We start from the raw sequence: 14255 nt of genomic DNA on the forward strand, positions 1-14255 counted from the left end.
TCCTTCGACTGCGGCAGTTGGCGGAGGCGGACGGGAATCGAACCCGCCAGGCCGAGGTACTCGGCCTCACCGGTTTTGAAGACCGGGGGGCCCACCAGGACCCGGACGCCTCCAAAAGGATGCTAACACTGCCCTACCCTCCTACACTGGGGGCCATGGACGGGATGATGACCCTAGACCAGGAACAGTCCGGCGCGGTCCGGCTCACCGGCTTTGCGCACGGCGGGGGGTGTGCCTGCAAGATTCCCCCCGGGGAGCTCGAGGATGTCGTCCGGGGCCTGGTCGGCCAGGCTCACCCCGACGTCCTGGTGGGGCTCGACGGCGGCGACGATGCCTCCGCCGTGCTGGTCGGCGACGACCTTGCGGTGCTTTCGACAGCGGACTTCTTCACTCCCGTCGTCGATGACCCTTACGACTGGGGCCGGATCGCGGCGGCTAACGCCCTATCCGATATCTATGCCATGGGCGGGCGGCCCGTCAGCGCCATCAATCTCGTGGGCTGGCCTCGGGACACCCTGCCGATGGAGTTGCTGGCCGAGGTTCTGCGCGGCGGGCTGGCGGTTGCAGCCGAAGCCGGCTGCCCGGTGACGGGCGGACACTCGGTCGATGACCCGGAACCCAAATACGGAATGGCGGTGACCGGCATCGCCGATCCCGGTGCGCTGCTGCGCAACGATGCCGCCAGGCCCGGCCTGCCGCTCACGCTGACCAAGCCGATTGGCCTGGGTTTGCTGAACAACCGGCACAAGCAGACCGGCGAGGTATTCGCCGAAGCCATTGCCACGATGGTGCAGCTGAATCGCGAGGCCGCCGAAGCGGCCGTGCAGGGCGGCCTCCGCGCCGCGACCGATGTCACCGGGTTCGGACTGCTGGGCCACCTCTACAAGATGTGCCGGGCCTCGGGAGTGGGAGCGGTCATCTACCGGAACGCGGTGCCGCTGGTTTCCGGTGCCCGGGAAGCGCTCCGGGACGGCTTCATCTCCGGCGGGACGCGGCGCAACCTGGAATGGGTGCGCCCCAACCTGCGGCCGGGGCCCGGGGTCTCCGAGGATGACCTGCTGATGCTCGCCGACGCCCAGACCTCCGGCGGACTGCTCGTGGTGGGCGAGCTGCCCGGGCATCCCGTCATCGGGCACACGACCGGCGGGCCTGGCATCGAAGTGCGCTAGCGCATCCGGCCTTCCCGATTCGGGTCCGCCACACATCGGGGACCCCGGGCCGCTCGCAGCCGGGTCCCAGTACAGCCAGCCGGCCGGCCGTCGGGCGGCTCACTCGCTGGTCGTGATCGAATCGTGGACGACGCCTGCCTCGCGGCGTGCAGCTAGCCGCCTCTTCTGCGGCTCGATCGTGTAGCGAGGATTTTCAGTCGAGCGAATACCGGCGCGCAGGATCCCGAACCGGGTGAGCGCCGACGCACTAAGCAGCGCCACGCCGGAGACTGCAGCGGTGAGCCGGTACCGGCCGCCGAGCAGGGCCCCGACACCGCCAACGATGGCCAGCCGCTCGCTCCAGGCGAGCATCCGACCCGGCCCATCCGAGTGCAGGGGCTCGGCCGCGACCGGATCCATGTTCTTCTCCATGAGCCGGCTGGCGATCAACTCGCCGGCGACTCCGAGCACCGCCAGTGCCCGGGCCGGCCCGGCCTCCCGGACCGGGGTGGTGATCATGGCCAGGCCTCCCGCGGCGAGGCCGGCAGAACTGACGAAGACAAAGGGCAGATCCTCGCGGGCCGCGTTCCAGGTCGGATTCGCGGTGTCCGACAGCAGGACCGCGGTGTAGGCGGACAGCGGAGCCGCGAACACCGCGGCTTCGATCCCCGCCGGCCCCTCGAGCCCGCGCAGCAGCCGGCGCAGGGGCCCGAGCGGCAGCCGCGAGCCGGTCATCCGGTCGATCTCGGAAACGGCCGAGACTCCGGCGCCCGCGCTGAAAGCCGTCAGGATCCACGAGCCCAGACTCATCGGCGATGTGAGCTTGATGGTGCGAAGCATATTGAGGAACCGCTCGGGGCGGCCCAGGTCCTCCACCAGTGCCACGGCTCCCATCCCGACGGCGGCCAGCGCGGCGAGCCGGCTGTTGCGGCAGAGTATCGTCCTGCCGGTCAGCTGCGCGCCGGCTGCGAGCAGCGCCGAACCGCCGGCCACTCCCCCCAGGAAAAGGTAGGCAGCGATCGGGTCTCCCCATGGCGGCGGCTTAACGACCGGACGGCCGTAATAGGAAGTGAACTCGGCCTCGGGGACCATCGGCACTTCGCCGCGGCCCTCGCCCGTACCGGCGCGGCGGCGCTTGCTGCCCCGCTTGGGCCGGCGCGGCAGTTCGGGCGGGCGGTACTCGTCAAAGTCGGAGACGGTCAAGCCCGGCCTCCCGCCAGGAAGGCCGCGGTGGCGGCGGCGAGCATGCCTGCTGCGGCGATACCCGCCCGCTTGAACATCCGCGGCAGGTCCGCCGTGGGCACCCGAGGATCCGGCGGAAGCCCGTACACTTCCGGTTCGTCCAGCAACAGGAAGACGGAACCGGTGCCGCCCACGCCGTCGGAATCATTGGCTCCGTAGAGCCGCGCTTCCGTCAGCCCCCGCGCATGCAGTTCGGCCACCCGCTCCTTCGCCGTAGCCACCATGTCCTCGCGCTCGCCGTACTTGATCGACGTCGTGGGGCAGGCCTGGGCGCACGCGGGCGTCTGGTTGTCGACGATCCGGTCGTAGCACAGGGTGCACTTCTGGGCGACGCCGGCATTGCGCGTCGGGGCCTGCTCCCCCGGTGTGAAGTCGCGCGCCGTCTTCGGCCCTGCCGTGCCGTCGCTGCGCCGCTCGATCACACCGAACGGGCAACCCGCCACGCAGGTCCCGCAGCCGTTGCACACATCATCCTGCACGACGACGGTTCCGTGCTCCGTGCGGAACAAGGCGCCGGTGGGGCAGACGTCGAGGCAGCCGGCGTTGGTGCAGTGCTTGCACACATCGGAAGACATCAGCCACCGGAAGTCGGGGGTGTCGGGCGGCGTCGTGTCCGCGCCGGCCAGGCTCCCCGCGCGGTCCTGCCCCGGCGGTCCAAGGCCCGGCATGCCAAGACTGACGAGAGCCCGCCCGGATTCGCGGGCCCGGCCGATCTGCTCCTTGTCTTGCTCGATGAACGCGACATGGCGCCAGGTGTCTGCTCCCAGGGACCCGGTGTTGTCATAGGAAGAACCGAGCAGCTCGTATCCTGAGTCTGTTGAGTCATGGGGGTTACGGTTCCATTCCTTGCAGGCGACCTCGCAGGCCTTGCAGCCGATGCAGATCGACGTGTCGGTGAAGAAGCCCTTCCGAGGATGCCCGGTGTGCCTAACGTGGTCCGGAGATTCGGTCAGTTGGTTCATTCAGTTCTCCTCCTTCGTCCCGCGGCCCGAGGCTCGGCCGGGACTGGTGGGCTTCTGGTTACCGGTCTCCGGCGTCACCCCGGCTCGGGTCTGGTAGTCGGCGACCAGCGCCAGGAGCGCGGCGCCGCGCGGCCGGCGGCCCGGTACGATGTCGCATGACCCGGCCTTGGACTCCTGGATCTGCACGTTCGGGTCGAGGGTGACGCCGAGCAGGTCATTGGCCGCATCGCCGGAAACCACAGCGTCCTGCCCGACGCCCCAGTGGTAGGGCAGTCCGATCTGGTGGAAGGTCCGCCCGCCAACGACCAGCGGCTTCACCCGTTCGGTTACCAGCACCCTGGCCTCGATCGCCGAGCGCGGCGAGATGATGGTGGCCCATCCGTAGGGTTCCAGTCCCCTTTCGGCTGCCAGTTCCGGGGATACCTCGCAGAACATTTCCGGTTGGAGCTCGGACAGGTAAGGCAGCCACCGGCTCATCCCGCCCGCCGTGTGGTGTTCTGTCAGGCGGTACGTGGTGAACACGAAGGGGTAAACCTCGGAACCGCGCTCGCCCGCGCTGGGCGCGCTGAGGTTGTCCGGCCGCGGATAGGTCAGCCGGGCAGGATTCTGCTGCTGCCGGTAGAGCGGGTTGGCGATCGGTGATTCCTGGGGCTCGTAGTGCGTTGGCAGGGGTCCGTCCACCATGCCCTTCGGCGCGAAGAGCCATCCCTTGCCGTCCGATTGCATGATGAACGGATCGTCGCCGGCGAGCGCCGCAGCCCCGCCTGCATCGGGATCCGGAGAAGCCCCCGGTGCGCGGTCCACGGGGAAGTCCGGCACGTCCTGCCCGGTCCACCGGTTCTGCTCCGGGTCCCACCAAACGTACTTCTTGCGTTCGCTCCACGGCTTGCCGTCGGGGTCCGCCGATGCCCGGTTATAGAGAATCCGCCTGTTCGCAGGCCAGACCCAGCCCCATTCGGAAGCTACCGGGCCCTGCTCCTGCTGCGGTTTCCGGTCGGCCGCATGGTTGATACCGTCCGCATAGACTCCGGTGTAGATCCAGCATCCGCCAGCGGTCGAGCCGTCGGCGCGCATCTCGGTGTAGGACGAAAGCGGTTTGCCGGCCTGAGGTCCTGTCAGATGCCGGCCGTTGATCTCCGCGAGCACCGCCTCGGGGTCAGGCTCGCCGTGCTCGTTCAGGGGATAGTCCCACGTCAGGTCGAGCAGCGGCCGGTCCCGCTCATCGGTCGAGCCCGCCAGTTTCGCACGGATCCGCTTGCCCAGTTCGTAGAAGAAGTCCAGTTCGCTCTGGCTATCGCCCGGCGGCCGGACAGCCTGGTGGCGCCATTGGAGCATCCGCTGCGTCTGGGTGAAGGAACCTGCTTTTTCCACGTGGGTCGCTGCCGGCATGAAGAAGACTTCGGTGGCGATATCTTCGGTCTTGAGTTCGCCCGAGGCGATTTCAGGGCCGTCCTTCCACCATGTCGCCGATTCGATCAGGCTCAGGTCCCGCACGACCAGCCACTTCAAGTGGGACATGCCCAGCCGCTGCAGCCGCCCGTGCGCCGACCCGACGGCGGGGTTTTGGCCGAAGATGAAGTAGCCCTCGACGTCGTCGTCGAGCATTTTCATGACAGTCTCATAGGTGCCGTGGGGGCCGTTGATCCGGGGCAGGTATTGGTAGCCCCATTCCGAGTCCTCGTTGGCCGCGTCGCCCCACCAGGCCTTGAGCAGGCTGATGGTGTAGGTGTCGGCGGCTGCCCAGTATCCCTTCTGGGTCGGCGAGGCGATGCCGTCCAGATACTGCTGCAAGGTCTCCATTTCGGCCTTGGGCATGGGGAGATAGCCCGGCAGCAAGTTGAACAGGGTCGGAATATCGGTGGAGCCTTGGATGCTGGCGTGGCCGCGCAGGGCCATGATTCCCCCGCCAGGGCGTCCCACGTTGCCCAGCAGCAATTGCAGGATCGCCGCAGTCCGAATGAACTGGGCGCCCAGGGTGTGCTGCGTCCATCCGACGGCGTAGGCGAAGCACGTGGTCCGGTCCCTTCCGGAGTTCTCCGTGACGGCCCGCGCCAAATAGTCGAAATCCTCGAGGGAAATGCCGCAGGCCTCGCGGACCATCTCGGGCGTGTAGCGCGCATAGTGCCGCTTGAGGATCTGGAACACGGTCCGCGGGTGCTCCAGCGTCATGTCCCGTTCGAACTGTGGGTTGGCCAGCGGCGGCCCTCCGCTGCCGTATTGATGGCCGGCCGCGCGCGCCGCGGTATCGGCGCCGTGCTCGTGCCCGCCCTGTCCTTCCGCGCCGTGCTTCCGCTCATAGGCCCAGGAAGACAGGTCGTACTGCCCGGTCTCGGGATCGAACCCCGAGAACAATCCGTCCAGGTCCTCAGTGTCGAGGAAGTCTTCGCCGACCAACGTCGCCGCGTTGGTATAGGAGAGCACGTACTCCTTGAACCACAGCTCGTTGCTGAGCACGTAGTTGATCAGGGCGCCAAGCAGCACGACGTCCGATCCCGCGCGAATGGGCACATGCTTGTCGGCCACAGCGCTGGTGCGTGTGAACCGCGGGTCGACATGGATGACCTTCGCACCCCGAGCCTTGGCCTCCGTCACCCACTGGTAGCCCACGGGGTGGCATTCGGCCATGTTGGAGCCCTGGATGACGATGCAGTCGGCATTTGCCATGTCCTGGAGCGATTGCGTGGCGCCGCCCCGGCCAAACGAGGTTCCCAAACTGGGAACCGTGGCGGAGTGTCAAATGCGGGCTTGGTTCTCGAGCTGGATTGCTCCGGCCGCGGTGAAGAGCTTCTTGATCAGGTAGTTCTCTTCATTGTCCAGCGTCGCCCCGCCGAGGCCGGCGATGCCCATGGTGCGGCGCAGCGGCCGGCCCTGCTCATCGTTCTGCTGCCAGTTGTTCCGGCGCGCCTCAAGGAATCTGTCCGCCACCATCTCGATGGCGGTGTCCAGGTCCAGCTGCTGCCAGTCCTTGGCGTACGGTGCCCGATAGAGCACCTTTGTCTGCCTGCCGGGTGCGTTGACCAGTTGCTCGCTGGCCGATCCTTTCGGGCAGAGCCTCCCCCGGGAAATCGGCGAATCGGGGTCCCCTTCAATCTGGACGACTTTTTCGTCTTTGACGAAAACGCGCTGGCCGCAGCCGACGGCGCAGTAGGGGCACACGCTTTGGACCATCCGGTCCGCAGTTGACGTCCGGGGCGCGATCCCGCGGGTCTTCGGCGATGTCACGGCTTCGCCGCGGCCGAGTGCATCACCCGACGCGAATTGCCGGACAACCGGCCATCCCAGGAAGCTGAACCGCGACATGGGCCCACCATAGCCCATCGCCCCTCCCCTACAATAGGGGTGCAGGCATTTGGATCCGGTGCATCTACTAAGCCGTTATTCTCGAACCAAGCTGCTGGTAACCCTGCACAAAATACGCGTCAGTAACGCTTGAGGTTAAAGCGGAACTCACCGCGCTTCGTAGAGGAAACGCCTCTATCGCTTGTTTCCTAGCAGCGACAGCTGGAGCCGACCCATGATCCGCGTAGCCCCTCCTTCGCCGCGGCGTAAGGGATCACCGCAGGGCCGGCGGTTACAGCGGCGGCACCTCGCATTCATTACGCCATCGACTATGTCATTTGCTTGCATTCCCGCGACCCGAGAACGCCGCCCGCAAGCAGGAACAATTTTTCGGCGTGCCCAGTTGCAGCACAAGGGCCGCGAGCGCATTGAATGTTGAGTGCAGCAGGGAGCCGAACACTCTGGCGGCGGCTGCACCGGGTCAACCGATCATGTAGGCGAATCCGCGCCCCTCCGAGGCCACCGCACGGACGAAGAGCCTGGCTCGATGGAGGAACTGGGCCGCATAGGCCAGCTCGGATTCCAGTGCCTGATGACTCGAGCAGAACCCGCCTAAGCTCGCTTCGACGTCGTCATCGCTGATGGTGTCCAGGTCACGAGCGATCAGTGGGACCTCTTGAGGTGGGAGTGCGCGTACCCAGGGGCTCCATGTGAGACCGCCGTCGCTATATGTCACCCGCCCTTCGAACATTCGGTAGGCCGCCCTGGCCCCAGCACCCGAAGACGGCGGAGCAGTGATCCTCTGTAAGTGTGGCCAAGCCTTGTCGAGGTAGAGAAAGTCGCGCTCGGGCAAGGATTGCCGGAAATCTGTAACACCCATCATGAAGCCCGGCTCGAGACCCAACGCGTCCGCGAGCGGGTCAGTGCCAATTACGGTGAGCGGGGCAGCGAGTGCCTCCACGGCCCGATCATCGTCGAAGGCGTATGCGTAGTATCTGATTCCCATACGACGATTCTGAGACGGCAGTTCGCTGTACAGAACCGGCATCCTGCCGTCTGTGGATAACTGGAATCAACGGACCCGGGTCGAGAAACGTTGAACCGGAACTCCATCACCTTCCGTTGCCGAATTCCGTTGCCGAAGCTGGCCGACGAGCACATGGAGAGGGTTTTCCTGCAGCGTGTCTGTCTTCCGGTCGAGCGTGATGATGATCCCCAGGAAACCGTGCATTGTCAGTCGCCCCGTGTAGATTTACGGCTACCGACAGGAAGGCTGATCCCCCATGGACGTCCCCGAAATCGAGACAGGGATCTTGCAGAAGGAGGAGGATCTGAAGACCTGGTGCCCGTCGAGCGGCGAGGACGTCGGACGAATGATCCCGCTTTCCTGGTCAGACGACTGGAAGGTCGAGTGCCCGGCGTGCGGTCGATGGTGGCACGGCGGCAGCACGGTACTAGCTGACCACGAACGGCCATGAACAATGACCGACACCTCACATGATCCTTGAAATGCTCGTGGACCGGGCAGCGTGCCTCGACGTGATCAGTGTCTGGCCTCAGAAGCTCCGATCAGGCGAATACCTCGAAGAACACGCCGTGATGCCGCCATCCACTATCTGTCCTAACTGTCAAACGTTGAAGCGGAACTCCACCGCGTTCAGTAACTGAATAACGTGGCACCTCCGTGAATGGTTACGCGAAGGGCCTCGGGGCTGTCGAACGGCGTCCGCTCTGCCGATGCACCGGTCGGCGGCGGTGCAGGGCCAACATCGCAATGAACCTCATGTGCCTAAAATACTGACATGCCCACACGTGTTCACGAGTTTGCGTGGCCCGATCGGGTCGTCGTTGGCACCGTTGGCCCTCCTGGGGCGCGTACGTTCTATCTGCAGGTGCGTGCGGGGACTCAGATCGTGAGTATTGCCATGGAGAAGCAGCAGTCGGCTCTGCTCGCGGAGACGATCGACGAAATTCTCGACCAGCTCATCACCGTCGAGGGCAACCCTTTCAGCGTTCCCACGAGCACTCCCATCGAGCTAGTCGACAATGACCAGCTCGAGGCGGTTCAGGAGCAGTTTCGCACCGGCTCCATGAGCCTGGGTTGGGACCCGACGACGGCGCAGGTCGTGATAGAGGCCTATGCCATCACCGATGCCGACGACGACGAATCGCTTGACGAGGGCAGAGCCAACGCGACGGAAATGCTGCTGGTGCGCATGCCCGTCGGCACCGCCCGCGCATTCGCCAAGCGCACCCGTGAGATCGTGGACGCCGGACGTCCGACGTGTCCGCTCTGCGGTTACCCCATAGACACTAGCGGGCACATCTGCACCCTTCCCGAGGCCTGATTCCAGAGACGGACCTGGTGACCGCCTAGCTGACGCTCACCGGCCGCATCACGGCAGACGCCTGCGGTGCCCTGCCGCTGTTCGAATTCGTTATGCAGAAGTAAGCCGCCGGCATCATTTCGGCTCGGCGACGGGTAGCCGAAAAAGCGAATAGCCGCCAAGAACACATGTTCCGGGCGGCTACGCGCAAAAGGTCTCAGGGAAATCAGGAACTACACATTGAAGCGGAACTCCACCACGTCGCCGTCGGCCATGACATAGTCCTTGCCTTCGATCCGCACCTTGCCGCGGGACTTGGCCTCGGCCATCGACCCTGCCTCGACGAGGTCCGCGAAGGAAACCACCTCCGCCTTGATGAAGCCACGCTGGAAGTCCGAGTGGATCACCCCTGCGGCCTGCGGTGCGGTGTCGCCCTGGTTGATCGTCCAGGCGCGTGCCTCCTTTGGTCCCGCGGTGAGGTAGGTCTGCAGTCCGAGGGTGTGGAAGCCGACGCGGGCCAGCTGGTCGAGACCGGACTCCTCCTGGCCGTTCATTTCCAGCATCTCCCGGGCCTCTTCGGGCTCCAGTTCGACCAGGTCGGATTCGAGCTTGGCGTCGAGGAAGACGGCATCGGCCGGAGCCACGAGCTTGGCCAGTTCGGCCTGCCGCTCCTGGCTGCCCAGGATCTGGTCGTCCACGTTGAAGACGTAGATGAACGGCTTGGCGGTCAGCAGGCTCAGTTCTTTGAGGTGCTCCAGATCCAGCTTGTCGCTCTCCGCGGAAGCGTAGATCGTGTCGCCGCGCTCCAGCACCTTGCGGGCCCCCTCGAGGGCGGCCAGCTCGGCGGCGTCGCGCTTCTTGATCTTCACTTCCTTCTCGATGCGCGGGAAGGCCTTCTCGATGGTCTGCAGGTCCGCCAGGATCAGCTCGGTATTGATCGTCTCCATGTCGGAAACCGGATCCACCTTGCCCTCGACATGGACCACGTCGGGGTCATCGAAGACACGGATGACCTGGGCGATGGCCTGGGCTTCGCGGATGTTCGCCAGGAACTGGTTGCCGAGCCCCTCGCCTTCCGAGGCGCCGCGGACGATGCCGGCAATGTCCACGAAGGAGACGGTGGCGGGCAGGATCCGGGCGGAGCCGAAGATCTCGGCGAGCTTGTCCAGCCTCTGGTCCGGCAGCGGCACCACTCCGACGTTGGGTTCGATGGTGGCGAACGGATAGTTCGCCGCCAGCACCTGGTTGCGGGTCAGCGCGTTGAAGAGGGTTGATTTGCCGACGTTGGGCAGTCCGACGATGCCAATAGTAAGAGCCACGGTAGTCAAGGATACCGGTGCGGCCGCGTAGGGCGCGATTCGTCCCGGCAGGGCCTTGGGCTAAATTGTCATACCCCGCTGGCAAGCTGGAGCCATGGATGCTTTTCAGGTTGTACTGGTGCTGCTGGCGCTGCTCCTCGGAGCCGCAGCCGGTGCGTGTGCCGTCGCCGTGCCGTTCCGGCGCAGGGTGCGGGACCTATCGGAGGAAATCGACGACGCCGGGGCCCGGCTGGGTGCCGCGGCGGCGAGCCTGGCGGCGGCGGAGGCGGAGAACCGGCTGCTCAGCCAGCACAACCGGCAGCTCTCTGCGCAGGGTGAGCAGGAGAATGTGGTGCTCCGCGCCCTCGGGCCGGTTGGCGAGAAACTCCGCAGCGTCCAGCAGCAGGTCAGCCTGCTGGAGCGGGACCGGGTGGAGCACTACGGCCAGCTCCAGGAACAGCTGCGCGCAGCCCGGCTCAGCGACGAGCAGCTGCTGCGTTCCACGCAGACCCTGACCGCGGCGCTGCAGTCGAACTCGGCGCGCGGCCAGTGGGGCGAGGTGCAGCTGCGGCGCGTAGTGGAGGCCGCCGGCATGCTGGCGCACGTCGACTTCTCGGAGCAGGTCCATCTGGCCGGTTCGGACCGTTCGATGCGGCCGGACATGCTGGTGCGGCTGCCCGGCTCGAAATCGCTGGTGGTGGATGCAAAGGTACCGCTGCGGGCCTACCTTGAGGCGCAGGAGCTACCGGCCCACGGGGATACCAATGTGGAACGCCAACGGGCCCAGCTGCTGGCGGCCCATGCCAAGGCCGTCAAGGCGCACGTGGACGCCCTTGCCGGCAAGAAGTACTGGGAGGGCGTTCAGGCCTCGCCTGAACTGGTGCTGTGCTTCCTGCCTGCCGAGTCCGTGCTGTCGGCTGCGCTGCACAGCGACCCCGAACTGCTCGACTATGCCTTCGCCCGCAACGTCGGGCTGGTCTCCCCCGTGTCGCTGCTGGCCTCGCTGAAGTCTGTGGCCTTCAGCTGGCGGCAGGAGGTGCTGACCGAAAACGCCCGCGAGATCTTCGAGCTCTCCCGCCAGCTGTACGAGCGGCTGGGAACGTTGGGCGAGCATGTCACGCGGCTGGGTTCGTCGCTCAAGGGCTCGGTGGAAAAGTACAACTCCTTCGTCGGCACCTTGGAATCGAGGGTGCTTCCGACCGCGCGCAAGATCAACGCCTTCGATCCGTCCGCACTGGAGCCGGCGCCGGGCCCGACGGTGCTGGAGAGCACACCGCGCCTGCTCTCGGCGCCGGAACTGATATCGGGACAGGAACGCAGCGCCTAGGGATGCGGGCCGGGCCTTGCGCTCCGGGCCCGCGGGAACCTGCCACCGGTTCCAGCGGGCCCGTCAGCCGTTTAGCGCGAACCCGCTACGGGTTCCCGCGCGAACCTGCTACCGGTTGGGGCGGGAGCCGCGGCCGCCCAGGCCGCGGGAGACATCGCCCTTTTCCTTCAGCGTTGCCCGGAGCTCTTTCGGCAGCGAGAAAAGGATGTCCTCTTCGGCCGTAACCACTTCTTCCACGTCGGCGTAGCCGTACTCGGCCAGCAGCGCGAGGACCTCCCGCACTAGGACCTCGGGCACCGAGGCTCCGGAGGTCAGCCCGATCGTCGAGACGCCCTCGAACCAGGACTCGTCCACCTCGTTTGCGAAGTCCACGCGATAGGACGCCTTCGCGCCGTACTCGAGGGCGACTTCCATCAGGCGCACCGAGTTGGACGAGTTCGCGGAGCCGACCACGATCACAAGGTCGGCCTGCGGGGAAATCTTCTTGATCGCGGCCTGCCGGTTGGAGGTGGCGTAGCAGATATCGTCGCTGGGCGGGTCCTGCAGCTTCGGGAACCGCTCGCGCAGGATGGAGACGATCTCCATGGTCTCGTCGACCGACAGCGTGGTCTGGGACAGCCAGATCAGCTTGTCGGGGTCGCGGACCTGGACCGTCCGCGCTTCCGCAGGGTTGTTGACGATAGTCGTGTGGTCCGGGGCCTCGCCGTAGGTGCCCTCGACTTCCTCATGCCCCTCGTGCCCGACCAGCAGGATCTCGTTGCCGTCACGGGCGAAGCGGACCGCCTCGCGGTGCACCTTCGTGACCAGCGGGCAGGTCGCGTCGATCGTGCGCAGCCCGCGATCGTCGGCGGACTTGACCACCGCCGGAGAAACACCGTGCGCCGAGAAGATGACGAGGGCGCCCTCGGGAACCTCATCCGTCTCTTCGACGAAGATCGCGCCCTTCTCCTCCAGCGTGCCGACCACGTGCAGGTTGTGCACGATCTGCTTCCGCACGTAGACCGGCGGCCCGTAGTGCTCCAAGGCCTTTTCGACGGCGATCACGGCCCGGTCCACGCCCGCGCAGTATCCGCGCGGCGCGGCGAGGAGGACCCGCCGGGGGCCTTCCACTTCGGCAGCTGCGGCGATTTCCTCCGGGCTGCGGCGCTTGCGCGGGATGCTGGGCATGGGAACAGAGACAGCGGTGCTCGTCATGCCCTCCATGCTAGCCGCTTCCACCACGGGTACCAGCTCGGCAGTAAGCCCCGTCACGGGGTGCGCGCGGCTGCGGCAGGGCGGGTGGCGGCCGGGCAGGAATCAATACTGTCGGTGATTGCTGATAAGAATGTATGGACTTGCTCTACCGATCGGCATGGCCCCGCATGGGCCGAGAGGGGCTCCTGACGTGAACCACAACCATGGACTTGTCCACGGCGAAGTGGGCCCCCCCGCCGCAAAGACGACCCTGCCTGCCACGGCCATGGAGACGACGGCGGAAAACCCGTGGCCGCTGCGGATGCTTTCGCAGAAGCTGAAGACCCATATCGAGCGGGTGCCGCCCACCTGGGTTGAAGGCCAGGTCATCGAGCTGAACCGGCGCAACAGCGTGACCTACCTGACCCTGCGCGATACGGAGGCCGAGGCGTCGTTTAGCCTGATGGCGTTCAACAGCGTCATGGCCCGGCTCGAACTCCCGCTGGAACCGGGATCCCGCGTCGTCGCCCAGCTCAAGCCCGAGCTCTATGTCAAAACCGGCCGGCTCTCGATGCAGACGCGGGACATCCGCCCGGTTGGCCTGGGCGACCTGCTGGCCCGGCTGGAACGGCTGCGGCAGGCGCTGGGCCGCGAAGGCCTGTTCGACGCCGACCGCAAGAAGCCGCTTCCTATGCTGCCGCACCGCATCGGGCTGATCACCGGCCGGGATTCGGACGCCAAGAAGGACGTGATCCGCAACGCCTCGCTGCGCTGGCCCGCTGTGGCATTCGAGGTCCGCGAGGTGGCAGTGCAGGGCGTCAACGCGGTATCCCAGGTCATGAAGGCCCTCGCCGAGCTTGACGGCCGTCCGGACGTCGACGTCATCGTCATCGCGCGCGGCGGCGGTTCGCTGGAGGACCTGCTGCCGTTCAGCAGCGAGGACCTGATCCGCGCCGTTGCGGCGGCGGCCACGCCCGTGGTCAGCGCCATCGGACATGAGGCAGACCGCCCGCTGCTCGACGAGGTGGCCGACCTGCGCGCGTCTACTCCTACCGATGCGGCCAAGAGGATCGTCCCGGACGTCAACGAGGAGCTCACCCGCATCGGCCGCGCACGCCAGATGCTGGACCGCCGCGTCGACCACCTCATCCGGGTGGAATCCGAGCGGCTGGCCGCCCTGCGCAGCCGCCCGGTGCTGTCCGCTCCTGCCACCATGGTCGCTTCCCGGGCCGAGGACATCACGCGCCTCACGCAGCGGGCGCGCAACTGCATGACGTCGGCCCTCCATCGTGATGCAGACCGCGTCGGCCATTTGAAGGCACAAGTCCGCGCGCTCTCCCCGCAGAACACCCTTGATCGGGGCTACGCCGTCGTCCAGTTGCCGGACGGCAGCATTCTGCGTGACAGCGCGGACGCCGCGCCGGACACCCGGCTGCGGATCCGGGTGGCGGTCGGCGAAGTGGCGGCCAAAGTCATCTAGGCCCGGCCGGGCCGTCCCC

The 14255-nt window shown here is 66.4% G+C and carries 10 protein-coding genes and 1 tRNA gene; 4 read left to right on the forward strand and 7 right to left on the reverse strand.

Going from position 1 to position 14255, the window contains the following annotated elements:
• Nucleotides 1-18 precede the first annotated feature (18 nt).
• Nucleotides 19-113: transfer RNA gene (locus AHIS1636_RS07350), tRNA-Sec, on the reverse strand.
• A gap of 51 nt (nt 114-164) precedes the next feature.
• On the opposite strand from AHIS1636_RS07350, the gene selD reads away from it, so the two are divergent.
• Nucleotides 165-1169, forward strand: a complete 1005-nt coding sequence (gene selD, locus AHIS1636_RS07355) for a selenide, water dikinase SelD (RefSeq protein WP_373875804.1) — start codon at nt 165-167, stop codon at nt 1167-1169.
• Nucleotides 1170-1268: 99 nt separating this feature from the next.
• Here the strand turns inward: selD and nrfD are convergent, their stop codons facing one another.
• The 4 genes from nrfD to AHIS1636_RS07375 form a co-directional block, all read right to left on the reverse strand.
• Entirely contained in the window at nt 1269-2351 is a 1083-nt protein-coding gene (nrfD, locus tag AHIS1636_RS07360) for an NrfD/PsrC family molybdoenzyme membrane anchor subunit (RefSeq protein ID WP_264795160.1), read from the reverse strand.
• A complete protein-coding gene (locus AHIS1636_RS07365; RefSeq protein WP_264795161.1) occupies nt 2348-3352 on the reverse strand; it encodes a 4Fe-4S dicluster domain-containing protein in 1005 nt (334 codons plus the stop codon). Before AHIS1636_RS07365 ends, nrfD begins: the two co-directional genes overlap by 4 nt.
• A complete protein-coding gene (fdh, locus tag AHIS1636_RS07370; protein ID WP_264795162.1) occupies nt 3353-6652 on the reverse strand; it encodes a formate dehydrogenase in 3300 nt (1099 codons plus the stop codon).
• Nucleotides 6653-7112: 460 nt separating this feature from the next.
• Nucleotides 7113-7637, reverse strand: coding sequence for a hypothetical protein (locus AHIS1636_RS07375; protein WP_264795163.1), 525 nt, complete (start codon nt 7635-7637; stop codon nt 7113-7115).
• Between the two features lie 796 nt (nt 7638-8433).
• On the opposite strand from AHIS1636_RS07375, the gene AHIS1636_RS07380 reads away from it, so the two are divergent.
• On the forward strand, nt 8434-8979 hold the full coding sequence (locus AHIS1636_RS07380; RefSeq protein ID WP_264795164.1) for a DUF3090 domain-containing protein: 546 nt from the start codon (nt 8434-8436) through the stop codon (nt 8977-8979).
• A 212-nt stretch (nt 8980-9191) separates the two neighbouring features.
• Here AHIS1636_RS07380 and ychF read toward each other — a convergent pair whose 3' ends face one another.
• Entirely contained in the window at nt 9192-10277 is a 1086-nt protein-coding gene (gene ychF, locus AHIS1636_RS07385) for a redox-regulated ATPase YchF (RefSeq protein WP_264795165.1), read from the reverse strand.
• 94 nt (nt 10278-10371) lie between these two features.
• On the opposite strand from ychF, the gene AHIS1636_RS07390 reads away from it, so the two are divergent.
• Nucleotides 10372-11583: a DNA recombination protein RmuC gene (locus AHIS1636_RS07390; protein ID WP_264795166.1), complete on the forward strand. Its 1212-nt coding sequence runs from the start codon at nt 10372-10374 to the stop codon at nt 11581-11583.
• A 108-nt stretch (nt 11584-11691) separates the two neighbouring features.
• Here the strand turns inward: AHIS1636_RS07390 and AHIS1636_RS07395 are convergent, their stop codons facing one another.
• A complete protein-coding gene (locus tag AHIS1636_RS07395; RefSeq protein WP_264795167.1) occupies nt 11692-12777 on the reverse strand; it encodes a 4-hydroxy-3-methylbut-2-enyl diphosphate reductase in 1086 nt (361 codons plus the stop codon).
• Between the two features lie 190 nt (nt 12778-12967).
• On the opposite strand from AHIS1636_RS07395, the gene xseA reads away from it, so the two are divergent.
• The gene (gene xseA, locus AHIS1636_RS07400; protein ID WP_264795168.1) at nt 12968-14236 is read left to right on the forward strand and encodes an exodeoxyribonuclease VII large subunit; all 1269 of its coding nucleotides are present in this window, start codon (nt 12968-12970) and stop codon (nt 14234-14236) included.
• Nucleotides 14237-14255 lie beyond the last annotated feature (19 nt).

The sequence above is a fragment of the Arthrobacter mangrovi genome, from assembly GCF_026011795.1.
GTDB classification, from domain to species: Bacteria; Actinomycetota; Actinomycetes; order Actinomycetales; family Micrococcaceae; genus Crystallibacter; species Crystallibacter mangrovi.

What these genes read in the sequence shown, in the direction of transcription:
- selD (WP_373875804.1), top strand. Translation starts at nt 165, where the DNA reads ATGATGACCCTAGACCAGGAACAGTCCGGCGCGGTCCGGCTCACCGGC.
- AHIS1636_RS07365 (WP_264795161.1), bottom strand. Translation starts at nt 3,352, where the DNA reads ATGAACCAACTGACCGAATCTCCGGACCACGTTAGGCACACCGGGCAT.
- AHIS1636_RS07375 (WP_264795163.1), bottom strand. Translation starts at nt 7,637, where the DNA reads ATGGGAATCAGATACTACGCATACGCCTTCGACGATGATCGGGCCGTG.
- AHIS1636_RS07380 (WP_264795164.1), top strand. Translation starts at nt 8,434, where the DNA reads ATGCCCACACGTGTTCACGAGTTTGCGTGGCCCGATCGGGTCGTCGTT.
- AHIS1636_RS07390 (WP_264795166.1), top strand. Translation starts at nt 10,372, where the DNA reads ATGGATGCTTTTCAGGTTGTACTGGTGCTGCTGGCGCTGCTCCTCGGA.
- AHIS1636_RS07395 (WP_264795167.1), bottom strand. Translation starts at nt 12,777, where the DNA reads ATGACGAGCACCGCTGTCTCTGTTCCCATGCCCAGCATCCCGCGCAAG.